The organism is Rhodoferax sp. GW822-FHT02D07, from assembly GCF_058802405.1.
Genome location: NZ_JBXAOD010000001.1, coordinates 619,944 through 644,364 on the forward strand (window position 1 = coordinate 619,944; position 24,421 = coordinate 644,364).

At 60.8% G+C, this 24,421-nt stretch carries 22 protein-coding genes and 2 tRNA genes; 18 read left to right on the top strand and 6 right to left on the bottom strand.

The features are described 5' to 3' along the window. Positions 1–92: 92 nt before the first annotated feature. Positions 93–851, bottom strand: a complete 759-nt coding sequence (locus tag AC1RNN_RS02965; RefSeq protein WP_493086109.1) for a 3-hydroxyacyl-CoA dehydrogenase — start codon at positions 849–851, stop codon at positions 93–95. A 134-nt stretch (positions 852–985) separates the two neighbouring features. Here AC1RNN_RS02965 and AC1RNN_RS02970 point away from each other — a divergent pair. The 4 genes from AC1RNN_RS02970 to rimO all read left to right on the top strand — a co-directional run bounded on the left by AC1RNN_RS02970 (position 986) and on the right by rimO (position 4,460). Next, positions 986–1,062: transfer RNA gene (locus AC1RNN_RS02970), tRNA-Val, on the top strand. Between the two features lie 109 nt (positions 1,063–1,171). Next, the gene (locus AC1RNN_RS02975; protein WP_493086107.1) at positions 1,172–2,437 is read left to right on the top strand and encodes a hypothetical protein; all 1,266 of its coding nucleotides are present in this window, start codon (positions 1,172–1,174) and stop codon (positions 2,435–2,437) included. A gap of 112 nt (positions 2,438–2,549) precedes the next feature. Then, positions 2,550–2,999, top strand: coding sequence for a polyhydroxyalkanoate synthesis repressor PhaR (gene phaR / locus AC1RNN_RS02980; RefSeq protein WP_493086105.1), 450 nt, complete (start codon positions 2,550–2,552; stop codon positions 2,997–2,999). A 60-nt stretch (positions 3,000–3,059) separates the two neighbouring features. Beyond that, entirely contained in the window at positions 3,060–4,460 is a 1,401-nt protein-coding gene (gene rimO, locus AC1RNN_RS02985; protein WP_493086103.1) for a 30S ribosomal protein S12 methylthiotransferase RimO, read from the top strand. A 99-nt stretch (positions 4,461–4,559) separates the two neighbouring features. Here the strand turns inward: rimO and AC1RNN_RS02990 are convergent. Further along, positions 4,560–4,646: transfer RNA gene (locus tag AC1RNN_RS02990), tRNA-Leu, on the bottom strand. Between the two features lie 164 nt (positions 4,647–4,810). Between AC1RNN_RS02990 and rnr the strand changes: the two genes are divergently transcribed. Beyond that, the gene (gene rnr, locus AC1RNN_RS02995; protein WP_493086101.1) at positions 4,811–7,111 is read left to right on the top strand and encodes a ribonuclease R; all 2,301 of its coding nucleotides are present in this window, start codon (positions 4,811–4,813) and stop codon (positions 7,109–7,111) included. A 77-nt stretch (positions 7,112–7,188) separates the two neighbouring features. Here rnr and AC1RNN_RS03000 read toward each other — a convergent pair whose 3' ends face one another. Genes AC1RNN_RS03000 through AC1RNN_RS03015 form a run of 4 tightly spaced genes read right to left on the bottom strand, consistent with a single transcriptional unit; the run spans position 7,189 to position 11,693 of the window. Beyond that, positions 7,189–8,649 carry an NAD(P)H-hydrate dehydratase gene (locus AC1RNN_RS03000; protein WP_493086099.1) on the bottom strand — a complete coding sequence of 487 codons (1,461 nt, stop codon included), beginning with the start codon at positions 8,647–8,649 and terminating at the stop codon, positions 7,189–7,191. After that, complete coding sequence (locus AC1RNN_RS03005; protein ID WP_493086098.1) at positions 8,633–9,520, bottom strand: MBL fold metallo-hydrolase; 888 nt, start codon at positions 9,518–9,520, stop codon at positions 8,633–8,635. The genes AC1RNN_RS03000 and AC1RNN_RS03005 overlap by 17 nt, the downstream gene beginning before the upstream one ends. A gap of 10 nt (positions 9,521–9,530) precedes the next feature. Continuing rightward, entirely contained in the window at positions 9,531–10,373 is an 843-nt protein-coding gene (locus tag AC1RNN_RS03010) for an HDOD domain-containing protein (RefSeq protein ID WP_493086097.1), read from the bottom strand. Positions 10,374–10,433: 60 nt separating this feature from the next. Continuing rightward, positions 10,434–11,693: an FAD-dependent oxidoreductase gene (locus tag AC1RNN_RS03015; RefSeq protein WP_493086096.1), complete on the bottom strand. Its 1,260-nt coding sequence runs from the start codon at positions 11,691–11,693 to the stop codon at positions 10,434–10,436. A gap of 294 nt (positions 11,694–11,987) precedes the next feature. Between AC1RNN_RS03015 and rpsB the strand changes: the two genes are divergently transcribed. From rpsB to lpxA, 13 genes are all read left to right on the top strand, one after another. Further along, on the top strand, positions 11,988–12,740 hold the full coding sequence (gene rpsB / locus AC1RNN_RS03020) for a 30S ribosomal protein S2 (protein WP_493086094.1): 753 nt from the start codon (positions 11,988–11,990) through the stop codon (positions 12,738–12,740). An 84-nt stretch (positions 12,741–12,824) separates the two neighbouring features. Then, positions 12,825–13,748: a translation elongation factor Ts gene (gene tsf, locus AC1RNN_RS03025; protein ID WP_493086093.1), complete on the top strand. Its 924-nt coding sequence runs from the start codon at positions 12,825–12,827 to the stop codon at positions 13,746–13,748. Positions 13,749–13,793: 45 nt separating this feature from the next. Further along, positions 13,794–14,516, top strand: coding sequence for a UMP kinase (pyrH, locus tag AC1RNN_RS03030; RefSeq protein WP_493086092.1), 723 nt, complete (start codon positions 13,794–13,796; stop codon positions 14,514–14,516). 31 nt (positions 14,517–14,547) lie between these two features. Further along, a complete protein-coding gene (gene frr, locus AC1RNN_RS03035) occupies positions 14,548–15,108 on the top strand; it encodes a ribosome recycling factor (protein WP_493086091.1) in 561 nt (186 codons plus the stop codon). A gap of 14 nt (positions 15,109–15,122) precedes the next feature. Then, positions 15,123–15,842 (top strand): polyprenyl diphosphate synthase, encoded by a 720-nt coding sequence (uppS, locus tag AC1RNN_RS03040; protein ID WP_493086089.1) that lies wholly within the window; start codon positions 15,123–15,125, stop codon positions 15,840–15,842. Between the two features lie 12 nt (positions 15,843–15,854). Beyond that, on the top strand, positions 15,855–16,700 hold the full coding sequence (locus tag AC1RNN_RS03045; RefSeq protein WP_493086088.1) for a phosphatidate cytidylyltransferase: 846 nt from the start codon (positions 15,855–15,857) through the stop codon (positions 16,698–16,700). Beyond that, positions 16,697–17,896 carry a 1-deoxy-D-xylulose-5-phosphate reductoisomerase gene (ispC, locus tag AC1RNN_RS03050; RefSeq protein ID WP_493086087.1) on the top strand — a complete coding sequence of 400 codons (1,200 nt, stop codon included), beginning with the start codon at positions 16,697–16,699 and terminating at the stop codon, positions 17,894–17,896. Before AC1RNN_RS03045 ends, ispC begins: the two co-directional genes overlap by 4 nt. Before the next feature lie 14 nt (positions 17,897–17,910). Continuing rightward, on the top strand, positions 17,911–19,266 hold the full coding sequence (rseP, locus tag AC1RNN_RS03055; protein ID WP_493086085.1) for an RIP metalloprotease RseP: 1,356 nt from the start codon (positions 17,911–17,913) through the stop codon (positions 19,264–19,266). A 59-nt stretch (positions 19,267–19,325) separates the two neighbouring features. Further along, positions 19,326–21,623, top strand: a complete 2,298-nt coding sequence (gene bamA, locus AC1RNN_RS03060) for an outer membrane protein assembly factor BamA (protein ID WP_493086083.1) — start codon at positions 19,326–19,328, stop codon at positions 21,621–21,623. Next, the gene (locus AC1RNN_RS03065; protein WP_493086082.1) at positions 21,623–22,132 is read left to right on the top strand and encodes an OmpH/Skp family outer membrane protein; all 510 of its coding nucleotides are present in this window, start codon (positions 21,623–21,625) and stop codon (positions 22,130–22,132) included. Before bamA ends, AC1RNN_RS03065 begins: the two co-directional genes overlap by 1 nt. Positions 22,133–22,162: 30 nt before the next feature. Further along, positions 22,163–23,146: a UDP-3-O-(3-hydroxymyristoyl)glucosamine N-acyltransferase gene (gene lpxD / locus AC1RNN_RS03070; protein WP_493086080.1), complete on the top strand. Its 984-nt coding sequence runs from the start codon at positions 22,163–22,165 to the stop codon at positions 23,144–23,146. Beyond that, on the top strand, positions 23,143–23,583 hold the full coding sequence (fabZ, locus tag AC1RNN_RS03075) for a 3-hydroxyacyl-ACP dehydratase FabZ (RefSeq protein WP_493086078.1): 441 nt from the start codon (positions 23,143–23,145) through the stop codon (positions 23,581–23,583). Before lpxD ends, fabZ begins: the two co-directional genes overlap by 4 nt. An 11-nt stretch (positions 23,584–23,594) precedes the next feature. Next, on the top strand, positions 23,595–24,389 hold the full coding sequence (gene lpxA / locus AC1RNN_RS03080; protein WP_493086076.1) for an acyl-ACP--UDP-N-acetylglucosamine O-acyltransferase: 795 nt from the start codon (positions 23,595–23,597) through the stop codon (positions 24,387–24,389). The last annotated feature ends 32 nt before the right edge of the window (positions 24,390–24,421 follow it).

Here is a 24,421-nt window from a genome sequence, read left to right on the forward strand (position 1 = left end):
GCCGCCTCTAGCCCCCGCCAAATGTGCGCAAGCAGCTATGGTTTCAATAGCGGGCCAAGGCGAGGCTGTGTGCACCGCCTTGGCGATGATGCTTACTTCGGTGCCAAGCGAATGGCGCCATCCAGACGAATCACTTCGCCGTTGAGCATGTCATTCTCGAAAATGTGCACCGCCAGCTTGGCGTAGTCCTGCGGCGTGCCCAGGCGGGAAGGGAAGGGCACACCGGCGGCCAGCGCGTCTTGTACTTCCTGCGGCATGGAGAACAGCATGGGGGTACCGAAGATGCCGGGGGCGATGGTCATGTTGCGGATGCCGTTGCGCGCCAGGTCGCGGGCAATCGGCAGGGTCATGCCCACCACACCACCCTTGGAGGCGCTGTACGCTGCCTGGCCGATCTGGCCGTCGTAGGCGGCAACGGAGGCCGTGGAAATCATGGCGCCGCGTTCGCCCGTCGCTTCCGGTTCGTTCTTGCTCATGGCTTCGGCAGCCAGTCGGATCATGTTGAAGCTGCCGATCAGGTTCACCGTGATGGTCTTGCTGAAGGAGGCGAGGGCGTGCGCGCCGTTCTTGCCTACCGTCTTTTCTGCAGGGGCAATGCCGGCGCAGTTCACCAGGCCCATGAGCTTGCCCATGGACACGGCCTTGGCCACCACGGCTTGGCCGTCGGCTTCATTGCTGACGTCGCATTTCACAAAGGCGCCGCCAATGTCCTTGGCAATGGCCTCACCCTTTTCGGCCTGCATGTCGGCGATGACCACCTTGCCGCCCTTGGCCGCCAGCATGCGTGCCGTGCCTTCGCCCAAACCCGATGCGCCACCGGTCACGATGAAGACTTTGCCTGCGATGTCCATGGATAACTCCTTGTGTTGATGAGTGTGTTTACGTTTACGTAAACGTCAATTATGGCGCAGCAATTGCACGTTTTGTGTTTGCGAAGATCGGGGGGCCTCAGATTGCTGCTATACTTCGGCCTCTCGAATACTGTAGGCGCATAGCTCAGCTGGTTAGAGCACCACCTTGACATGGTGGGGGTCGTTGGTTCGAGTCCAATTGCGCCTACCAATTTTCTCAGTATCGAAGACTGCAAGCACCTCACGGCAACGTCAGGTGCTTTTTTCTTGCCCGTTCTTTATATCCCCGCTGCGCCGCCCATACTTCTAGAATCGCGCGCATGGCCGCATTCACCATCTTCTTCTGTGGGACCGGGTCGAACAGCTACGACTTTGCGAACACGAACTACCACCAGGGGGAGTTGATCTCCACACTTGCGAAGAACCATGCGGGCCATGAGTTTGTCGACTGGATCATTGTGGACGGCCCCGGTAGCGGCAATATTCAGGAGGCCGAAAAATGGGTCCCTGCGGGCAACTACTCAGGCATCCGCGGTGCCTTGCAGGGCAAGGGCTGGGAAGAAAACGTCAAGCACGCAGTTGCGGTACTGATCGGCACGAACTACGAAGAGCGCGCCACCCACACTCGCACGGAGAAGCGCATTCTGCGAGAAGCGGGTGTTGGCGTGGACACGGTGGAGCGCACGGGCAAGCTGGGGCGTGCGCTTTTGGGCACTACCAAAACAGTGCAATACGACCTGCATGCGCGCATTTCGCCGCAAGCCCTGCAGCAGCGCAAGATCCAGATCATGCGCAAGAACAAGCTGGTGGATTGCGTCAATGTGGTGGGCTGGAGCCGTGGTGGAGTGACTTGCCACATGTTCGCCAATGCGTTGGCGGAAACCGAAGGCTGGTCACACATACCGGTCAACATCTTTGCTTGTGATCCTGTGCCGGGTTCGGGCAACTTTGACGCCCACCGCATCCGTTTGGGCAGCAATGTCAAACGCTACGTGGCGATCTACGCCGCTGATGAACGGTCCCGCGGTTTCTCGCCCGTTTTGCCTGCGCTGGCGCCCAATACGGAGTTTTTCATCACCACCATGCCGGGCCGGCATGCAACGCTGGTAGGCAATGCCAGTAATGACGGTGGCAAGGGCGTCAACACGCTTTTCGGACCTGGCCGGGTAACGCGTGATCTGGCGGAGCGGTTTCTGCAAGTCTGGGGTGCCAAACTCCACAACACGCTCAGGCTGAGCGAATTCGAAATACTTGCCAGCTACGAAGAGATGCTAGCCCAGGGTGATGTCTACAGCGCGATGCGCGATGTGTCGTACACGGGATTGACCCAATCGGATCGGGCGGTTGGCGTGGGAGATGGCACTTGGCGGACCTTTGGCAGCTCGCACACGCTGTCCCGGGAAACGGTGTTTGCCAATTTGCACCACCGTTGGGTATTCGAGCGCAATTTCTCTCGGCTTTACGCTGCGCTGTTTGGCAACCAGAAGCTCACGGCCGAGCAGGTAACCTTGGAGCTCAAGCGTATTGCCTTCCAGTACCCGAATCTCCACAAACGGCTCAAGAGCATTCCCATCCAATTGCGTTGATGGCCATGCCCTGCGCTAGGGTTATCCTAGGTCAGTCACACTGAAGTCCACCCCTAGAATGTGTTGCAGTGCAACACTTCTTTGACCTTCTTTCCTAGCAGCGGCGATCTCAATGCAAAAATCCAGTCCCAAAGATTCCAAGACGTCGCAACGGGTTATCAAGAAATACCCCAACCGCCGCCTCTACGACACTGATACCTCCACCTACATCACGCTGGCCGAGATCAAGCGCTTGGTGATGGACAGCGAGGTCTTCACCGTGGTGGATGCCAAGTCGGGTGAAGACATCACGCGCAGCATCCTGCTGCAAATCATCCTAGAAGAAGAGGCCAGTGGCTCCCCCATGTTCACCACATCGGTACTCTCCAACATCATTCGTTTCTACGGTCATGCCATGCAGGGGCTGATGGGTGGGTACCTGGAGAAAAACATGCAGGCGCTGATGGACATGCAAGCACCCATGGTGCAGGGCGTGATGGGCAACAACATGTTCCAGCAGATGCAGGAGCAAATGCAGAAGCAGGCCGAGCAGTTCTTGGGCTCTTTCGGCATCAAGCGCTGACCCAAGGGGCTGTACCACGCCTGTCTGGGCGTCAGGGCCGATTGCTGGGACAATACGGGGATGAGCGAAGTTTTATCCCCTGTCAGTACCACTCCCGCCCCCAAAGTGGGCTTTGTAAGCCTTGGCTGCCCCAAAGCGCTTACCGATTCTGAGCTGATCCTCACGCAACTGAGCGCCGAGGGTTACCAAACCTCCAAAACCTTCCAGGGCGCTGACCTGGTCATCGTCAACACCTGCGGCTTTATTGACGACGCCGTCAAGGAGAGTCTGGACACGATTGGCGAGGCGCTGGCCGAGAACGGCCGCGTCATCGTCACGGGTTGCCTGGGCGCCAAGACCACCGAAGGTGGCGAAAACATGGTGCTCCAGATGCATCCCAAGGTGCTGGCTGTCACAGGACCGCATGCCACCCAGGAGGTGATGGATGCGGTGCACACCAATCTGCCCAAGCCGCACGATCCTTTCCTGGATCTGGTTCCGCAATCGTTTGGGGCCGCAGGCATCAAGCTCACGCCGCGTCACTACGCCTACCTGAAGATCAGTGAAGGCTGTAACCACCGCTGCACCTTCTGCATCATTCCCAGCATGCGTGGTGATCTGGTGTCACGCCCGATCGGCGACGTGCTCAAAGAGGCCAAGGCCTTGTTTGAAGGCGGTGTGAAGGAGTTGCTGGTGATCAGCCAGGACACTTCGGCCTATGGTGTGGATGTGAAATACCGCACCGGCTTCTGGGAAGGTAAGCCGGTCAAGACTCGCATGCTGGAGCTGGTGCAGACCTTGGGTGAGCTGGCCCAGCCCTACGGCGCCTGGGTGCGCTTGCACTATGTCTACCCGTATCCAAGCGTGGATGCGGTGCTGCCGCTGATGGCCAGCGGCCTCGTGCTGCCGTACCTGGATGTCCCGCTGCAGCACAGCCATCCCGATGTGTTGCGCCGCATGAAGCGACCGGCCAGTGGCGAGAAAAATCTCGAACGCATTCAGCAATGGCGCGAGGTCTGCCCCGAGCTGGTGATTCGCAGCACCTTCATCGCCGGCTTCCCCGGTGAGACCGAAGAAGAGTTTCAGCATTTGCTGGACTTTCTGGAAGAGGCGCAGATTGACCGTGCCGGTTGCTTTGCCTACAGCCCGGTGGATGGAGCGACAGCGAATGAGTTGCCCGGCATGTTGCCAGCAGAGGTGCGTGAAGAACGGCGTGCGCGTTTCATGGAAGTGGCCGAACGGGTGTCGGCTGCACGTCTGCGCCGTCGCATCGGTGCCACCATGCAAGTGCTGGTCGATTCGGCGCCGGGCCTGGGTAAAAAGGGTGGAGTAGGCCGCAGCTATGCGGATGCGCCGGAGATTGATGGCGTGGTGCGCTTGCTGCCGCCAGAAAAAATCAGCAAGACCCTGAAGGTGGGTGAATTCACCAAGGCCCGCATCGTCGCAACCGAAGGCCACGACCTGGTGGCTCAGCCGATCTAAAAGATGGATAAAGCAAAGGGCTTCTGAGTGAAGCCCTTTGCATGGGAAAGTACAAAAGAAAAAGGCCTGTGATTTTCATCACAGGCCTGATCTATTAGGTGGTGCCCAGGAGAAGACTCGAACTTCCACGGTCTTGCAACCGCTAGCACCTGAAGCTAGTGCGTCTACCAATTTCGCCACCTGGGCAACGAATCGAAGTATAGCACTGAAAAAATGCCGTTTTGGTTTTGCCCCAGATTTTTTGAAAATTGTGTGACACGTAAGACGCCAGCCGCGCGCGCTATGTGCAGTCTTGTTTCTGACGCATACTTATATCCACGAGCAAAATTCTGAACCGGCCCGGGCTTCTCATGAAAGCGAGAGATTTCATTAAAAACGTTAGCCAAACCAGCGGCCTGCTGGACGAAGTAGAAGGGATTGTTCAGGGTCACCGCGACGGGCACGGTTTTGTGTCCCGTGACGACGGCGCACCGGACATCTATTTGCCCCCCAATGAAATGCGTGCGGTGCTGCACAAGGACCGCGTCAAGGTACGCATCGTTCGCAGCGATCGCAAGGGCCGGCCCGAGGGCCGTGTGGTGGAGATCATGGAGCGATCTACCCAGCCCATCATTGGTCGCCTGCTGCAGGAAAGCGGCGTCTGGCTGGTGGCCCCCGAAGACAAGCGCTACGGACAGGATGTGCTGATTCCCAAGGGGGCCACCAGTGTGGCCAAGCCTGGTCAGGTGGTGGTGGTCGAGTTGATCGAGCCGCCGGCCCTGTTCGGCCAGCCCGTGGGGCGCATCAAGGAAGTGCTGGGCGAGGTGGACGACCCCGGCATGGAAATCGAGATCGCGGTGCGCAAATACAGCGTGCCGCATGAGTTCTCGGATGCCTGCGTGGCCTTGGCGCGCACGCTGCCTGACAAAGTGCGCCCACAGGACAAGGCCCAGCGCATCGATCTGACGGATGTGCCGCTGGTCACCATTGACGGTGAGGATGCGCGCGATTTCGACGATGCCGTGTATTGCGAGCCGGCCACCAAGGGCCGCGGCAAAACGGCCTTGAAAGGCTGGCGCCTGCTGGTGGCGATTGCCGATGTGAGCCACTACGTGGAAACCGGCTCGGCCATCGATGTGGACGCCTACGACCGTGCCACCAGTGTGTATTTCCCGCGCCGCGTGATTCCCATGCTGCCCGAGAAGCTCTCCAACGGCCTGTGCTCGCTGAACCCCGAGGTCGACCGTCTTTGCATGGTCTGCGACATGTTTGTCACGGCCGATGGCGAGGTAGACGCGTACCAGTTTTACCCTGCGGTAATGTGGAGCCATGCGCGCTTTACCTACACCGAGGTGGCCGCTATCCTGGGCAACACGCGCGGCCCCGAGGCCAGTAAGCGGCGCGAGTTGGTACCGCACCTGCTCAATCTGCATGGCGTGTACCAGGCCCTGCTCAAGTCGCGCCAGAAGCGCGGCGCGGTGGACTTTGAGACCACCGAGACGCAAATCGTCTGCGACGAGAACGGCCGCATCGAAAAAATCGTGCCGCGCACGCGCAACACGGCGCACCGCCTGATTGAAGAGGCCATGCTGGCGGCCAACGTCTGCAGCGCCGACTTCATCGCCCAGAACAAGCACCCCGGATTGTTTCGTGTGCATGAAGGCCCCACGCCCGAGAAGCAGGAAATCCTGCGCAACTACCTCAAGGCAACCGGTGTGGGCATGACGATTGGCGAGAACCCCAAGCCCGGCGAGTTCCAGGCCATTGCCACGGCCACCAAGGACCGGCCCGACGCGCAGCAGATCCATTCCATGCTGCTGCGCTCCATGTCGCAGGCCATTTACACGCCGATCAATAGCGGCCACTTTGGTCTGGCTTTTGATGCCTATACCCACTTCACGAGCCCGATCCGTCGCTACCCGGATCTGCTGGTGCACCGCGTCATCAAGGCGATTCTGGCTAAGGTCAAGTACCAGCTCCCGGCGCTGCCCACGCCCGGCGAGGCGCATGCCAAGCTGGCGCGTCGTCTGGAAAAGAATCTGGCAAGCCGGGTGGCCCAACCTGCGACCAAGCCCAAGAAGCCCAATGCTGAGGGCATGGCTTGGCAGGCAGCAGGTTTGCATTGCAGCGCCAACGAGCGCCGCGCTGACGAGGCCAGCCGCGATGTGGAAGCCTGGCTCAAGTGCAAATACATGCGCGAGCATTTGGGCGAGGAGTACTCCGGTGTGGTCAGTTCTGCCACCACGTTCGGCCTGTTTGTCACGCTGGACGCGATGTATGTGGAAGGGTTGGTGCACATCACCGAGTTGGGCGGAGAGTACTTCCGCTTCGACGAGGCGCGCCAGGAGCTGCGCGGTGAGCGTACGGGCATTCGCTATGCCATTGGCACGCGCGTGCGCATCCAGGTGAGCCGGGTAGACCTCGATGGCCGCAAAATCGATTTCCGTCTGGTGCAGGAAGGCCAGAGCCTGCAGCCGCGGGCCAGTGCGGACAAGGGAGGCGCACGCGATGCCAAGGCGCGCCCCGAGTTTGGCGACCGGAGTGAGTCCGACGGCGGCGCGGCGTTCAAGGGCAAGGCGCGTCAGCGCTCGGGCGCCAAGTCGTCGCGCAATGCCCGCGCGGGTGAGAAGACTACGGGAGCATCCAAGAAAGCCTCCAAGAAGCGCCGCTGAGGTTTCGAGACTGCGCGTTTGCTATCGAATTGGTAGCTGCTCGCGCAGTTTTTACAGGGGCTAGATCCGTATTTCTCTTATAAGGCTTCAGCCAAGCGATCGGCAGATAGTGTGCTGCTTGCCGGCCAGCTGTCGGCCACTGCGCCATGCCGGTAGCAGGCTTGCTGCGCGGCCATGGGGGCGCTCAGGCCCTGCGCCATCAAACTTCCCGTCAGTCCGGCCAAAACGTCGCCGGTGCCTGCACTGGCCAGACGCGCGTTGCCGGTGGGGTTGATGTGGGGTGGTATGCCCGGGCTGGCAATGATGCTGCCAGAGCCTTTGAGTACCACGGTGCAGCGGAGTCGTTCTGCCAGGGCTTGGGCTTGGGCAAGACGGTCTGCCTGAACTTTGGCGGTGCTGCAGCCGAGCAAGCGAGCTGCTTCCAAGGGGTGTGGCGTGATCACTGTGCTGCCGCTGGTGCGCTGGGCCAGCAGGGTCTGCCAGTCTGGTTGGGTGGCCAGCGCATTCAGTGCGTCCGCATCCAGCACCAGCTGTTGGGCCTGCTCGATCAGCATGGGCAGGTACCGGCCGATGACCATGCCACCACCGCAGCCGGCCACCACTGCCAATGTGTTCAATGGGAGTTGTTCTACCGCCCGCTGCATCAGCACCGGATGGATGGCAAAAAGGGCCTGGTGTTGTGCCCCATCCAGCAGCGCGAGGTACACCCGCCCCGCGCCCCCGTGCAAGGCAGCCGAGCCCGCCAGCACCGCCGCGCCCACCATGCCCTGATCACCGCCCACCACGGCCACATCGCCAAAGCTGCCCTTGTGGCTGCCATGCGGGCGCGGCAGGGCGGCAGGCGCAGCACTCAGCCAGGCGCTGGGGAGCTGCGGGGCCGCGCTTCCGAGTGTGTGCAACCAGATGTCGCCGCAGGCATCGCGCCCCTGTGCAGTGAACAGGCCTGGCTTGAGCGCGAGCAGGGACAGGGTGGCCCGGGCCTGAACGCATGCACCCGGGGTGGCGCCGGTATCGGCTTGCAGGCCGCTGGGCAAGTCTGCGGCGATGATGTTCCCCTTGCCGGCCCCCATGGCTTGGATGGCCGCCAGTGTGGCTCCGCGGGGCGCCTCGCGCAGGCCGATGCCGAGCAGGGCGTCGATGCAGCAATCCCACTGGGCTGGTGGGGCAGGGTGGATGGGGACGCCTGCCGCCTGGGCGCGTTGCAGGGCTTGCCCTGCGTCGACTGGCAGCGGTGTGTTGCCCTCCGGCAGCGAGACGTACACGGTTTTTCCCCAGCGCTGCAGGTGGATGGCGGCCTCCAGGCCGTCTCCTCCGTTGTTGCCCCGGCCGCAGGCGATCCACACGGTTGTTGCATGTGGGTAGTAGGCTAGGGTGAGTTGCGCCAGTGCCAAGCCTGCGCGCTGCATGAGCTGCTGTGGCGCCAGGGCGCGGGCAGTTTCGGTTTCCAGTGTGCGCAGCGGGGCTACCCTTATCAGTGGGTAGCTGCGGGCGTGGCGCGGGCCCTCGGGGCCCAGCACCCATTCAAAATTCGTAGACATCGCCCTCTCGGGCCAGACGGATATCCATGCCCTGCGTCAGCGCGGCATTGCTGCTGAGGGCTTCGGCAAAGGCGGCCTCCAGTGCGTCGTCGCTGCGCGTGGGCTCGTGGTGGGTGCAGAACAGCAGCTTGGCGCCGGCCGCATGGGCGCTGGCGATGCTGCTGCTGAAGGTGCCGTGGCCCCAGCCCTTCTTGGACGGGTACTCGGCATCGGTGTAGGAGCTGTCGGCGATGTAGACATCCACGCCGCGGATCGCATCCTGGATTGAGCGCTCCTTCTCGTCCACAAATACCTGGTACTCGGCGTAGGCCTCGTCACCGGGTTCGTAGATGTTGTAGGGCGGCTCATGGTCGCCCGTGAAGAAGACGGACTTGCCATTGCACTCGATGCGGTAGCCGAAGTCGATGACGGGGTGGTTGAGCAGGCAGGGTGTGACGGTGGCCGAGCCGATCTGGATGGGCTGGTCGGGCATCAGCGTGACGTACTCGATGCGCGCCTTCATCTCGGCTTCGCGCACCGGGAAGTAGCTGTATTGCAGTTGCACCGCCATGACCTGTTCAATACCCTTGCCAGAGACCGGGTCGAAGCAGCCGTGCAGGCGCAGCGTGTTGCCGGGAATGAAGTTGGGAATGAAGAAGGGCAGGCCCTGGATATGGTCCCAGTGCGAGTGGGTGATCAGCACATTGGCCGTGACCGGCATCTCGGCCAGCAGGGTTTGCGAGAGCGGAAAGATGCCGGTGCCGGCGTCCAGGATGATGAGTTCGTTGTTGTCGGTGCGAATCTCGATACAGGTGGTGTTGCCACCGTAGCGCACGGTCTTGGGGCCCGGCGAGGCAATGGACCCACGAACTCCCCAGAACTTCACCTTCATGCGGTTTCCTTCACAACTTGGCAAACACCTGGGCTTCCTGGAACAGCGCGTCCAGATTGCCCATGGACGCGATGACCGCATCCAGGTCACCTCCCAGCCGTTTCTGCAGAAAGGGTGGCAGCTCCTCAATTTTGTGGTTGCCACCAAAGCCGTAGTGCAGCTTCTTGCTGATCTGATTGGCGGCGAACACGCAGGCAATCATGTCCGTGTCCTTGAGGTCGTCCACGCGCTGGTGGCGAATGGTTGCAATCAGGTGGGGCGCGAAACGCCATTTCTCGACCAGCATGGCGCCCACCACGGCGTGGTCGGCACCGATGGTGGTTTGCAGTGCGGTGTGCAGCGAACTCTGGTCGGCAGCGCTCATTTCCAGCGCGGCGCGGAACTCCTCGGGCATGAACTGGGCGAATACCACCTTGCCGAAATCGTGCAGCAGGCCGGCAATGAAGCAGTCCATGGGGTCGGCATCGTCGACCTTGAGGGCCAGCTGTTTGGCGATGCCGGCTGTGGCCAGGGAGTGCAGCAGGTACTGCTGCACGTCGAATCCGGCCGCATTGTCTTTGGGCAGCATACCGATGGCGGCAATGCTCAGCGCCAAGTTCTTGATGGTGTTAAAGCCCAAGTAGACGACGGCATGGCCGATCGATGTCACCTGCTTGGGCAGGCTGTAGTAGGAGGAATTGACGACCTTGAGCACCTTGACGGTGACAACCGGGTCCTTGTCGATCACCTCCACCAGGTCCTTGGGCTTGCTGTTGACGTCGCGCGTCAGCTCCAGAATGCGTTGCACGCTTTTGGGAAAAGCGGGCATGCCATCCACGGCGGCGGTGAGTTTTTGCGAAAGTTCAGGACTCATGGTGAAAGCATCTCTCTCGTTCCATTGTGTCAGCACCGCGCGCCGCCAGACAATAGTTTTTTAGCGGGCAAAGCGGCTTGGCAGCAACGGTGCAGCGTCTATCGTGGTGTTGAGCCCACCAATCTGGTCGGCCAGCAGGCGCGCCGAGCCACACGCCCAGGTCCAGCCGCAGGCGCCGTGGCTCAGGTTGAGCGAAAGATGCTGCAGTCCGCTGGGACCCACGGCAGGCAGGCCATCGCGCGTGAGGTGGCGGCTGCCGTGCCAGACCTGGGTGCCTGCGGGGTAGTTGGCTGCGCCGGGGAAGTACTGCTCCAGCGCGCGGTACATGGCGTTGACAGTCTTGCTGTCTTTGGCGGCAGGCTTGGAGCCCAGTTCGGCGCCCGCGCTTACACGGATCCGATTGCCCAGGCGGTTGATGAGCAGGTCGTCGTGCAAATCGTGGATGGCACTGCGGGGTGCATTGAGTGGCTCGCGCACCGCCACGCTGAGCGCATAGCCATGCAGTTCCTGGGTGGGGATGTGCAGGGAGAAGCGGGCCAGCAAAGCCTTGGGGACCTGATGGGTGCAGAGCACGACGTGCTCGGTACGGGCGGTTTCGGTGCCGCGCGGCGTGGCTAGGGTCAGCAAGGGCTGGGGCTGGAGTGTGATGTCCTGTACCTCCACGCCTAGTTGGTACTGCACGCCCATTTTTTGGGTCTCATTTTTGAGCTCCAGCGCGAACTGGCGGCAGTTCATGACCAGATCGCCCGTGAGCCAGAGTGCGGCGTGCAGCAGTGCATCGCTGTGCAAGGCTGGTTCCTGGGCGCGCGCTTCGTCTGGCGTCAGCACTTTGCAGGCAATGCCCTCGGCTTTGAGTGTTTCCAGTGCGGGCTGCAGTCGCTGCAGGGCCTGCTCGGAGCGAAGCAACACCATGTGGCCATCACTGCGCTCGATCTCCATCTGGTGGCGTTCGACAATGCCCAGCAGTTGCTCGGTGCTGTAGCGCGCGAGCTGACGGCCGGTGGTTTGCAGCTGGGTCGCTACCTCGGGTCGGTGGGCCTGGGTCCAGCGCCACAGGGACTGCATCTGCTGCCAGGACCGCCAGGGGCGGCGCGAGAGGCGCCGTCCAGTGTCCAGAAAGCGCATGAAACCGTTGCCCCGGCTACTGGGCGCAGCAAAGGGCATGAGCAGGCTGGGCGCGATCAGGCCGCTGTTGGCAAAACTGGCTTCTTCACAGGCAGCCGCGGATTTGTCAAAAACTGTGACATGGTGGCCGTCCTGGGCCAGTTCATAGGCTGTGGCAATGCCGATGACACCGGCGCCCACTACTGCAATTTTCATTGTTGCTTTCAGATACTTTTTCGCAAACCCGGGGCTTGCATTGCAGGGTATTTTTTCACAAGCGCGCCCCGATTTTGAGCCGCCGCCGGATTTGCTCCAGAAAAACGGCAATCCGGCGGTCTTTTTCGTGCAGCCCCCGCGTGGTATACTCGATGGGCTTTGCCAAGCGTGCATTCGCACACGGCATAAGCAATCACAAACCGGCCCAGCCAAGGTGTTGTGCCTGCCAGACCTTTGAAGTTGAGCAGGCGCGATGAGCGGGCCGGATTTAAGACCTAACCTTTGGAGTTAATCATGGCAGTTACTATGCGCGAAATGCTGGAAGCCGGCGTTCACTTTGGACACCAAACCCGCTTCTGGAACCCCAAGATGGCCCCCTTCATCTTCGGCCATCGCAACAAGATTCACATCATCAACCTGGAAAAATCCCTGCCGATGTTCCAGGAGGCCGCCAAGTTCGTGCGCCAACTGTCCGCCAAGCGCGGCACCATCCTGATGGTGGGTACCAAGCGCCAAGCCCGCGAAATCGTCGCCGCTGAAGCCCAGCGTGCTGGCGTTCCCTTTGTTGACCAGCGTTGGCTGGGCGGCATGCTGACCAACTTTAAAACGGTCAAGACCTCCATCAAGCGCCTCAAGGACATGAAGGTTCAGCAAGAAGCCGGTCTGGACAGCATGAGCAAGAAGGAGCAGCTGATGTTCGCCCGTGAACTGGAAAAGCTGGAAAAAGACATCGGCGGCATTCAGGACATGAACACCCTGCCTGACGCGATCTTCGTGATCGACGTGGGTTACCACAAGATCGCCGTGGCCGAAGCCCGCAAGCTGGGCATTCCCCTGATCGGCGTGGTCGACTCCAACCACTCTCCCGAAGGCATCGACTACGTGATCCCCGGTAATGATGACTCCTCCAAGGCTGTGACGCTGTACGCCCGTGGCATCGCCGACGCGATTCTGGAAGGCCGCGCCAACGCCGTGGACGACGTGGTCAAGGCAGTCTCTGCTGAAAGCGAAGACGAATTCGTCGAAGTGAGCGAAGCCTCCGCCTAAGGCGAGCCCGCACCCTTCAAAAGGGGGCTTTGTTGCCCCCTTTTTTTAGCTCTTACTTAAACTACTGAATTACGGAGAATCTAAATGGCAGCAATTACAGCAAGCTTGGTGGCAGAACTGCGCGGCAAGACCGACGCCCCCATGATGGAATGCAAAAAGGCCTTGACCGAAGCCGAAGGCGATATGGTCAAAGCCGAAGAGATCCTGCGTGTCAAGCTCGGCAGCAAAGCCGGCAAGGCCGCTGCCCGCGTGACCGCTGAAGGTGTGGTCGCCGTCGCTACCCACGGTGCCGCTGGCGCCCTGCTGGAAGTGAACTGCGAAACCGACTTCGTCACCAAGAACGACAGCTTCCTGGGCCTGGCCAATGCCGCCGCCGCCCTGATCGCTGAGTACAACCCCGCTGACGTGGCCGCCCTGGGCGCCTTGGCTTATACGCAAGATGGCTTCGGCCCCACGCTGGAAGACGTGCGCAAGGGGTTGATCGGCAAGATCGGCGAAAACATGTCTTTCCGCCGCTTCAAGCGCTTCGATGGCGCCACCAAGCTGGCCTCGTACCTGCACGGCACCCGCATTGGCGTGGTGGTCGAGTTCGATGGCGAAGAAGTCGCTGCCAAGGACGTCGCCATGCACGTGGCCGCCATGAAGCCCGTCTCCCTGTCGGCTGACCAAGTGCCCGCCGAGCTGGTGGAGCGTGAGCGTTCCGTTGCAGCTGCCAAGGCGGCCGAAGACGCTGCTGTGGCAACCGCTGCCGGCAAGCCCGTGCAATCCGCAGAAATCGTTGCCAAGCGCATCGAAGGTGGCGTGCAGAAGTTCCTGAAGGAAGTTTCGCTGTTCAACCAGCCCTTCGTGAAGAACGACAAGCAGACCGTGGAACAAATGCTCAAGGCCGCCGGCACTACCGTCAAGGGCTTCACGCTCTACGTGGTGGGCGAAGGCATTGAGAAGAAGGTGGACGACTTCGCTGCTGAAGTGGCCGCCCAGGTTGCTGCTGCCAAGCAAGCGGCCTGATTTTCGTCTCGACCTGTTTTCATCACCACTTTCAAGGAGTCGCCCATGAGCCAAGACCGCCCCGCCTACAAACGCATTTTGCTGAAGTTGTCGGGTGAGGCGCTCATGGGGGACGACCAGTTCGGTATCAACCGCGACACGATCGTCCGTATGGTCGACGAGGTGGCCGAGGTGACCCGTCTGGGCGTGGAAGTGGCGGTGGTGATTGGTGGCGGCAACATTTTCCGCGGCGTGGCTGGTGGCTCCGTGGGCATGGATCGTGCCACGGCCGACTACATGGGCATGCTGGCCACGGTGATGAACGCCTTGGCGCTGGGCGACACCATGAACAAGGCAGGCCTGACGGCACGCGTGATGTCGGCCATCGGCATCGAGCAGGTGGTGGAACCCTATGTGCGTCCCAAGGCCTTGCAGTACCTCGAAGAGGGCAAGGTCGTGATCTTTGCCGCAGGCACTGGCAACCCCTTCTTCACGACGGACACCGCCGCCGCCTTGCGTGGTGCCGAGATCGGTGCCGAGATCGTGCTCAAGGCGACCAAGGTGGATGGCGTGTATACCGCCGATCCGAAGAAAGACCCATCTGCCACGCGCTATTCGACACTCACGTTCGATGCCGCCATGTCCCAGAATCTGGGCATCATGGATGCTGCCGCGTTCGCCCTGTGCCGTGACCAGAAGCTGCCTATCAAGGTATTCTCCATTTTCAAGCACGGCGCATTGAAGCGTGTGGTTCTGGGCGAGGATGAAGGCACCCTGGTGCATGTTTGAGCCCGCAGGCTGTTAAGCAAAGGAAGACACCATGTCGATTGCAGACATCAAAAAGAGCCTTGAAAACAAGATGGATCAGTCCATCGCGGCGCTCAAGAACAATCTGACCAAGATTCGCACCGGCCGCGCTAACCCGGCGTTGCTCGACACCGTGCAGGTGGACTACTACGGCTCTATGGTGCCGCTCAGCCAGGTGGCCAACCTGTCGCTGATCGACGCGCGCACCATCAGCGTGCAGCCTTGGGAGAAGAACATGGCTCCCAAGATTGAGAAAGCCATCCGCGACAGCGACCTGGGTCTGAACCCTTCCAGCATCGGTGAATTGATCCGCGTGCCCATGCCGGCCATGACCGAAGAGCGCCGCCGCGAGCTGACCAAGGTGGTGCGTTCCGAAGGTGAGGGCGCCAAGGTGGCGGTGCGCAATCTGCGCCGCGATGCCAACGAAGCCGTGAAAAAGCTGGTCAAGGACAAGCTGGCTTCCGAGGATGACCAGAAGCGTTGCGAGGCCGATGTGCAAAAGCTCACCGACAAGCACATTGCTGAAGTCGACAAGCTGGTGGCAGGTAAAGAACAGGACATCATGGCCGTCTGACGGCCGGGTCTGCTATGGCACTCCCTGAGGCCGGGCCACACCATGTGGCCATTGTCATGGATGGCAATGGGCGCTGGGCCTCCAAGCGCTTTCTGCCGCGTATCGCTGGCCACAAGCAGGGCGTAGACGCCCTCAAGCGCATCGTGCGCGCATGTGCGCAGCGCCACATCGCGGTGCTTACGGTGTTTGCCTTTTCTTCCGAAAACTGGAACCGCCCGCAGGAGGAGGTCTCCGGCCTCATGGATCTGCTGGCCGGTGCGCTGGCGCGTGAGGTTTCGCAGCTCAAGAGCGACGGCGTCTGCTTGCGCTTTGTGGGTGATCGTTCCGGCTTGTCCGAGCGTGTGCGCGAAGGGCTGGAGCGCGCCGAGCAGGACACCGTGGGCAACCAGTTGCTCACGCTGAATGTCTGCTTCAATTACGGTGGCCGCTGGGATATTGCCCAGGCTGCGGCGCAACTGGCCGCACGCGGCGAGGCCATCACCGAAGATGCCTTGTCGCAGGCCATGGCGCTGGCCCATGTGCCCGACCCTGATCTGCTGATACGTACTGGTGGTGAATTCCGCATCAGTAACTTCTTGCTCTGGCAGTCGGCCTATACCGAGCTGTATTTCAGTCCGGCCTTCTGGCCTGACTTTGATGAAGCGGCGCTGGACTTGGCGCTGGCCGAATACCGTGCGCGCGAGCGCCGTTTCGGCAAGACATCGGCCCAGGTCACGCCTACAAACCACGCTTAAAAAGGAGTGCCCATGCTGTGGCAAAGAGTCATTACTGCGGTGCTGCTGTTGGCGGTGCTGTTGCCGGCGGTTTTCTATCCCGCGCCCTGGGTTTTTTCCTTGGTGGCCACCGTGTTGATCGCCGCAGGTGGCTGGGAGTGGGCACGGCTCAACCAGATCGGTGGCGCCGGGGCCTGGGTCACGGGCGCGGTCTGCGCGGTGGTCTGTCTGCTTTCGTTGGCTGGGCTGACTGCCCCGGTGCAAGGGGAGGCGCTGTGGCTGCTGGTGGCGGCCATCTGGGTGCTGGGCGGCAGCTGGATGCTGCTGCGTGGCGTGGGTTACTGGGTGCAGGTGCCGAAGGTCTTGCGCTGGGTGCTGGGCGTGGCCTGCCTGTGTGCGGCCTGGCTGGCAGTGACGCAGGCTCGGGTGGTCGGCATCAACTTTCTTTTCTCGGTGTTGGTGTTGGTCTGGGCTGCGGATATTGGCGCCTACTTCGCCGGGCGCGGCCTCGGCGGCAAGCTGTTCGTTCGGAAGTTGGCCCCCTCCATTAGTCCGGGGAAGACTTGGGAAGGTGTGCTTGGCGGACTGATGGCGGTTTTAGTGGTGGGTTTTCTTTGGATGCTGGCAGATCAACATTGGGTGCTGGATAGCCTGAGCATCTACAGCCGTCTGTGGCAGCGGGGGGGCGGGTTGATGGTGTTGGCTTTGGTCTGGTTGGCTGCTTGGAGCGTAGTCGGTGACTTGCTCGAGTCGCTTATCAAACGCAGCGCCGGCGTGAAAGACAGCAGCGGCCTGCTGCCCGGCCACGGTGGTGTACTGGACCGTCTGGACGCACTCTTGCCTGTGCTGCCCATGGCGATGATGCTGCAGGCCGTATGAGCACCCTCCGTCGTCGTGTGGTGGTGCTGGGCTCCACCGGCTCCATTGGCGTGAACACCTTGGATGTGATGGCGCGCCACCCGGATCAGTTTGAAGCGTTTGCCCTCACCGCATCTACCAATGTGAAAGTCATGCTGGAGCAATGCGTGCGTCACCGGCCGCAGTTTGCGGTTATGGTCAATGCGGCCCAGGCGCACGAACTCCGGTCGGGTCTAGCGGCGGCGCAACTGCGTACGGAGGTGCTGGAAGGTCCGGCGGCGCTGGAATGGGTTTCCGAGCACCCTGATGCCGATACCGTGATGGCGGCCATCGTGGGCGCGGCTGGTCTGCCGGCCTGTATGGCGGCGGCGCGCGCGGGCAAGCGCCTGCTGCTGGCCAACAAGGAGGCCCTGGTAGTAGGCGGGCAACTCTTCATGGACGCGGTGCAGGCCGGCGGCGCCACGCTGTTGCCCATAGACAGCGAGCACTCGGCCATCTTCCAGTCTCTGCCCGATGACAGAGCACTCTGGGCTAGCACGGTGGACAAGATCATCCTCACCGCCTCGGGCGGACCTTTCCGCACACGGGCACCCGAGTCGCTGGCTGAGGTCACGCCCGAGCAGGCCTGTGCACACCCTAACTGGGTCATGGGGCGCAAGATTTCGGTGGATTCGGCCACCATGATGAACAAGGCGCTGGAGGTGATAGAGGCGCGCTATCTGTTTGGTGTGTCACCCGAACGTATCGAGGTGGTGATTCATCCGCAAAGCGTAATCCATTCCATGGTGCAATTTGTCGACCACTCGGTCGTGGCCCAGCTGGGTACGCCCGACATGCGCGGCCCTATCGCCTATGGCCTGTCGTGGCCGCAGCGCGTGGTCTCAGGTTCGGCTGCGATTGACTTCTCCACCTTGGCCGGCCTGAGCTTTGAGGCGGTGCACGCCCATGATCACCCGCAGCGCTTCCCGGGCCTGCAACTGGCCTGGGATGCCATGGCGGGCCCGCAGGGCAGCACGGCGGTCCTCAATGCGGCCAATGAGGTGGCGGTGGCGGCTTTTCTGGAGGGCCAGATTCGCTTCGATCACATTCACACAGTCAATGCGCAGGTGCTGGAGACCTGCCGCTTCGCGGCGCCCGCGTCGATTGGTGATCTGCTGGAGATTGACCGCGCGGCCCGGGAACTTGCCCGACAGCAGGTGCATCAACTGGCACACTGAGTCCAGAGGATGTCATGCTGACCATTGCCGCCTTTCTTTTTGCAATTGCCATACTGATTGCTGTACATGAGTGGGGGCACTACCGCGTAGCCGTGGCCTGCGGTGTCAAGGTGCTGCGTTTTTCCATCGGCTTTGGCCCACGCCTGTGGGGTTGGACTTCACCACGCAGCGGCACCGAGTTTGTGCTCTGCGCTTTGCCGCTGGGTGGCTATGTCAAGATGCTCGACGAGCGCGAAGGCGAGGTGGCGCCCGAAGAACGGTACCGCGCCTTCAATACCCAGCGCGTGCGCGTGCGCGCCGCTATCGTGGCGGCCGGGCCCCTGGCCAACCTCCTGTTGGCCATCTTGTTGTACAGCGCCGTCCATTGGACCGGCTCCACCCAATTGGAAGCCCAGCTGTCCCAGCCTTTGTCAGGCTCGGTGGCGGCGCAGGCTGGCTTTGTGGGCGAAGAGCGCGTGCTGGCGGCGGGCTTTGCTGAAGAGGCGCTGGAGCCGGTGCGCTCCTACGAGGATTTCCGTTGGTGGTTGATGCAGGCCGCGCTGGCCCAGGGCACGCTGTGGCTGGAGTTTGAGCGGGCGGGCACGGTCCAGCGGCAGCCGCTGAACCTGAGTGGGCTCGATGCTGGCAATGCCGATGCGCGTCTGTTTCGTGCGATTGGCTGGCAGGCGCCCTATGCGCCGCCTCAGATTGGTGAACTCACGCCTGGGGCCGCAGCCGAGGTCGCCGGCCTGCAGCCCGGCGACCTGGTGCTGCGCGTGAACGGCGCACCTGTTGTCGACGCGGCCCAGTTGCGCGAGCAGATCCGTGTTTCTGGCCAGCAGGGCCCAGCGTCGCCCCAGCAATGGGAGGTACAGCGCGAGGGCCGGACTGTGCTGCTGACGGTCACACCACGTCAGAAGACGGTGGGGGGGCTGACAGTGGGGCGTATCGGCGCCGTGGTGGGTACCGCGCCGGCCACCGTGGTGGTGCGTTACGGTCCTTGGGAAGGCCTGAGTAAGGCGCTGGACCGCACGTGGGAAGTGTCCGCCCTGTCGCTCAAGATGATGGGCAAGATGCTGGTCGGCCAGGCCTCGCTCAAAAACCTCAGCGGGCCGATCACGATTGCGGACTATGCGGGCAAGTCGGCGGCCGTGGGCTGGTCGCAATACTTGGTCTTTCTGGCCCTCATCAGCATCAGTCTGGGGGTACTCAACTTGCTGCCGGTGCCGGTCCTCGATGGGGGGCACCTGATGTATTATCTTTGGGAGTCGCTGACGGGTAGGCCAGTGTCTGAGGCATGGATGGGCTACCTCCAGCGTGCCGGCGTCGGGCTACTCATGGCAATGATGGTCATTGCGGTATTCAACGATGTGGCGCAACTTCTGAGTTAACTCGCGAGTTGGGCGCAGGCCCTCTGGCCGCGTGGTCCACCCTATTACAACTGGCAACTATGCATTTCAAACGATCTTCTTTGCGCGCCCTAGCCTGTTCGTTGGCAGTTGGGCTTGCAGCCCAAGCGGCGCTGGCCTTGGAGCCTTTTTCGGTGCGCGATATCCGCGTGGAGGGTTTGCAGCGTGTGGAAGCCGGGACAATTTTTGCTTCGATTCCGGTGCGCGTGGGCGATACCTATACCGATGAGAAGGCCGCGGCCTCGATCCGTGCGCTGTTCGGGTTGGGCCTGTTCAAGGACGTGCGCATCGAAGCCAACAACGGCGTGCTGGTGGTTGTCGTCGAAGAGCGCCCGACCATTGCCGATGTGGACTTCACCGGTACGCGGGAGTTCGACAAGGATGTACTGAAGAAGGCGCTGCGGGAGACTGGCCTCACAGAGGGGCGTCCCTTTGACAAAGCCCTAGTGGACCGTGCCGAGCAGGAACTCAAGCGCCAATACATCAATAAGAGTATGTATGCCACCGAGGTGGTGACCACGGTGACACCGATCGAGCGCAACCGCGTCAACCTGAGCTTTGCGGTGGTGGAGGGTGAGACCGCCAAGATCAGCGATATCAAGATCATAGGTGCCAAGGCGTTTTCCCAAAGCACTTTGCGTGACTTGTTTGACTCTGATACCGGCAGTTGGCTGAGCTGGTACACCAAATCCAATCGCTATTCGCGGACCAAGCTCAATGCGGATATCGAGACGATGCGCTCCTATTACCTGTCCCGGGGGTATCTAGAGTTCAAGGTGGATTCGACGCAGGTGGCCATTTCTCCCAACAAGCAAGATATCGATATCACCATCAACGTCACGGAAGGTGAGCGCTTTGCGGTGTCTGGCATCAAGTTGGCAGGCAATTACCTGGGCAAGGATGAGGAGTTTCAGTCCTTGGTGGCCATCAAGGCGGGTGAAGCATACAACGCGAATGAGGTGACGCAAACCACCAAGGCCTTCAACGACTACTTTGCCAATTTTGGCTATGCCTTTGCCCGTACGGAGGCTCGCACGGACATTGACCGCAGTACCAACCGCGTAGCCATCACACTGGCAGCAGAACCATCCCGCCGTGTCTATGTGCGTCGCATCAACGTCGCTGGCAACGATAGAACACGTGATGAGGTTATTCGTCGTGAGTTCCGTCAGTTGGAGGCGGCTTGGTATGACGGTGAAAAGATTCGTCAATCGCGTAATCGGGTAGACCGTCTGGGGTACTTCACGGAAGTGGGCATTGATACTCAGGAGGTTTCCGGTGCGCCTGATCAGGTAGACCTGACTGTCAATGTGACGGAAAAGCCTACTGGTAGCATCAGTTTGGGAGCGGGTCTTTCGAGCGCAGATGGCTTGGGTTTGTCTTTTGGCTTCAAGCAGGAGAATGCTTTCGGCTCAGGCAACTCGCTGGGTGTTGAGCTCAATACCAGCAAGACCAATCGCACTGTGGTGTTCAGCACCACAAATCCCTATTTCACCGAAGATGGTGTGTCGCGCACCATCGATGTGTACCAGCGTACCTCGCGTCCTTACGACGATGTGGATACCTATGCCATTGAAAGCACCGGTGCCTCCATACGTTTTGGCATTCCCTTTACCGATTCTGATACGGTGTTTTTGGGCGTAGGCGTGGACCGTACCCGCATCATTCCGGGTACGCTGTTACCCGCCGTGTATCAAGACTTTGCCAATGAGTTTGGTTACAGCGCCAATGCGATTCCGCTGACTTTGGGTTGGTCGCGTGATACGCGAGACAGCGCACTGGTTCCCAGTACTGGCAAGGTCATGCGTACCAGCGCGGAGTGGAGCGTCGGCGGCGACTTGCGCTATGCGCGTGGAACTGCCCAGTACCAGCAATTCTTCCCTCTGAGCCGCAAGGTGACTGCAGCGTTTAACACCGAAGTCTCGCTCGGTGCAGCCACAGGTAGCGGGACCTATCCGGTGTTCAAGAATTATTATGCGGGCGGCTTGGGTTCTGTCCGCGGCTTTGAGCAAGGCAGCCTGACGACAGGAGCCCAGCGTGCCGGCTCTTTGACGGCCACCGGTGGTACCAAGCGTTTTACGGTGAGTGGTGAAGTTTTGGCGCCTTTGCCTGGCGGGGGTAACGACCGCACTTTGCGCATGTATGGGTTTGTCGATGCTGGCGGTATTTATGGTGCAGACGAATCCATCCAGTTAGGTGATATGCGTTCTTCTTACGGTGTGGGTATTAGCTGGATCTCTCCGGTTGGGCCCCTTCGTCTTGCTTTTGCCCGTCCCATCACCAAGTTTGATGGCGATAAAATCCAAACTCTTCAATTCCAGATCGGAACCACTTTCTAATGAAACACGTTACAGCAATGTGGGCTATCGCCTTGGCCATGGCATTGGCCACAGTGGGTGCCCATGCGCAAGATTCCAAAATCGGGTACATCAACACGCAGCGTATTACCACCGAGTCTGCGCCTGCCAAAGCAGCGCAGGCCAAGCTGGAGCAGGAGTTCTCCAAGCGCCAGAAAGAGCTGGCTGACCAGCAGCAGTCGCTCAAGACCATGAGCGAACGTTTTGAGCGTGATGCGCCTACGTTGACGGAAACGCAACGTGCGACCCGTCAAAAAGAATTTGCAGAACAAAGCCGAGACTTTCAGCGCAAGCAGCGCGAGTTCCAGGAAGACCTCAATGGTCGCCGCAATGAAGAGCTGCAGCAGGTGCTGGACAAAGCCAACAAGGCCGTCAAACAAGTTGCGGAAGCTGAAAAATACGATCTGGTGATTCAGGAGGTGGTGTACAGCAATACGCGCCACGACATCACTGATAAGGTTCTCAAGATTCTCAATTCCGGCGCCAAGTAAATCTTGGTCGGCCGCTCGCGGGGGGAACGCATGGACCTCGCTTCCATCGTGAATGCGCTAGGTGGTGAGCTGCACGGTGATGCAGCTGCCGTCATCACGGGCTTGGCCCCGTTAGAGGCCGCCACCTCAAGCCAGCTTAGCTTTCTTAGCAATCCCAAATACCAGCTACAGCTGGCGGCTTCTGAGGCCGCCTGTGTGATTGTGGCGCCTGCCATGCAGGACGCTGCAATGGCGCGCGGCGCCTGCATCGTCACGCCCAATCCCTATCTGTACTTTGCCAAGGCCACGCAGCTCTGGAAGCAGTACCTCGACCGGTTGCGTGCCGTTGCGACACCTGCAGGCATTCACCCCAGTGCTGCGGTGGATCCCCGTGCCGTGGTAGATGCCTCGGCCCGCATCGGTCCCTTGTGTGTGGTGGAGGCGGGTGCGCGCATTGGGGCGGGTACCGTGCTCAAATCCCGTGTCACGGTTGGTGAGGACTGTGTGGTGGGTGAGCGTTGCCTGCTGCATCCCGGCGTGGTGATTGGCGCAGACGGTTTCGGTTTTGCCCCTGATGGGGAGCGCTGGGAGAAAATTGAGCAGCTTGGTGCTGTTCAGATCGGCAACGATGTGGAGATTGGTGCCAACACCTGTATTGACCGTGGCGCGCTGCAGGACACCGTGATCGAAGATGGCGTGAAGCTGGACAATTTGATCCAGATTGGCCACAACGTCCGCGTAGGTCGCAACACGGCCATGGCCGGCTGTGTGGGCGTGGCGGGCTCTGCCACGATCGGCCCCAACTGCACCATTGGTGGCGGCGCTATCGTGCTGGGCCACTTGACCATCGGCGCCAATGTGCATATCTCTGCGGCCACTGTGGTCAGCAAATCCATTCTCAAGCCCGGTCAGTACACCGGCATCTTCCCGATTGATGAAAACGCTTCGTGGGAGCGCAATGCTGTAACTCTCAAGCAGTTGCACAGCCTGCGCGACCGTATCAAAACCCTGGAAAAAGAGTTACAAAAATCATGATGGACATCCACAAAATTCTCAAGCAGCTGCCCCACCGTTACCCCTTTCTGCTGGTGGATCGGGTGGTGGAGCTGGACAAGGGCAAGACCATCAAGGCCTTGAAGAACGTCACGATCAACGAGCCTTTCTTTGAAGGCCACTTCCCGCATCGTCCCGTGATGCCTGGCGTGCTGATGCTGGAAGCCCTAGCACAGGCCGCGGCCCTGTTGGCCTTTGACGCACTGGACACCTCGCCCAACGAAAACACGGTGTATTACTTTGCCGGCATCGATGGTGCGCGTTTCAAGCGTCCCGTGGAGCCGGGGGACCAGCTCATTCTGAATGTGGAAATGCTGCGCATGAAGGCTGGTATCTTCAAGTTCAAGGCCAGCGCCACCGTGGGTGACGAACTGGCTTGCGAAGCCGAGCTGACCTGCGCCATGCGCAGCATTGCCTGAGGAGCGTTCGCGTGAGCAACATCCACGCTACCGCCATCATCGACCCCAAGGCCGAGCTCGACAGCTCGGTGACCGTGGGGCCTTACACCGTCATCGGCCCCCATGTGCGCATTGGTGCCGGCACCACGGTGGGGCCGCACTGCGTGATCGAAGGCCACACCACGATCGGGCAAGATAACCGTATTTTCCAGTTCAACTCGCTGGGCGCAATTCCGCAGGACAAGAAGTACGCGGGCGAGCCCTGCGAGCTGATCATTGGTGACCGCAACACCATCCGCGAGTTTTGCACCTTCAACATCGGCTCGCCCGGTGACATCGGCAAGACGGTGCTGGGCAATGACAACTGGGTCATGGCCTATGTGCATCTGGCGCACGACTGCGTGGTCGGCAACAACACTATTTTTGCCAACAACTCGCAGCTGGCGGGCCATGTGCAGGTGGACGACTGGGTGATCCTGGGCGGCTTTACTGTGGTGCACCAGTTCGTGCGCATTGGCGCGCATGCGATGACGGCCATGTGCTCCTTGCTGTTTGCCGATGTGCCGCCTTTCGTGATGTGCCAGGGCCAGCCCGCCGCCGCACGCTCCATGAACTTCGAAGGCCTGCGCCGCCGTGGTTTCTCGGCCGAGCGCATCAGCGGCGTCAAGGCCATGCACAAGGCCCTGTACCGTGACGACCTGACGCTGGAGCAGGCCCGGCTGCGCATTGCCGAGCTGGAAGCTGCCAACCCCGCAACCGTCCCCGACGTGGCCATGATGAATGGCTTCCTGGACGGCGTGTCGGCCCAGCGCGGCATCGTGCGCTAAGCCTGCCGCGCGCGCAGTATGGAGCCTTCACG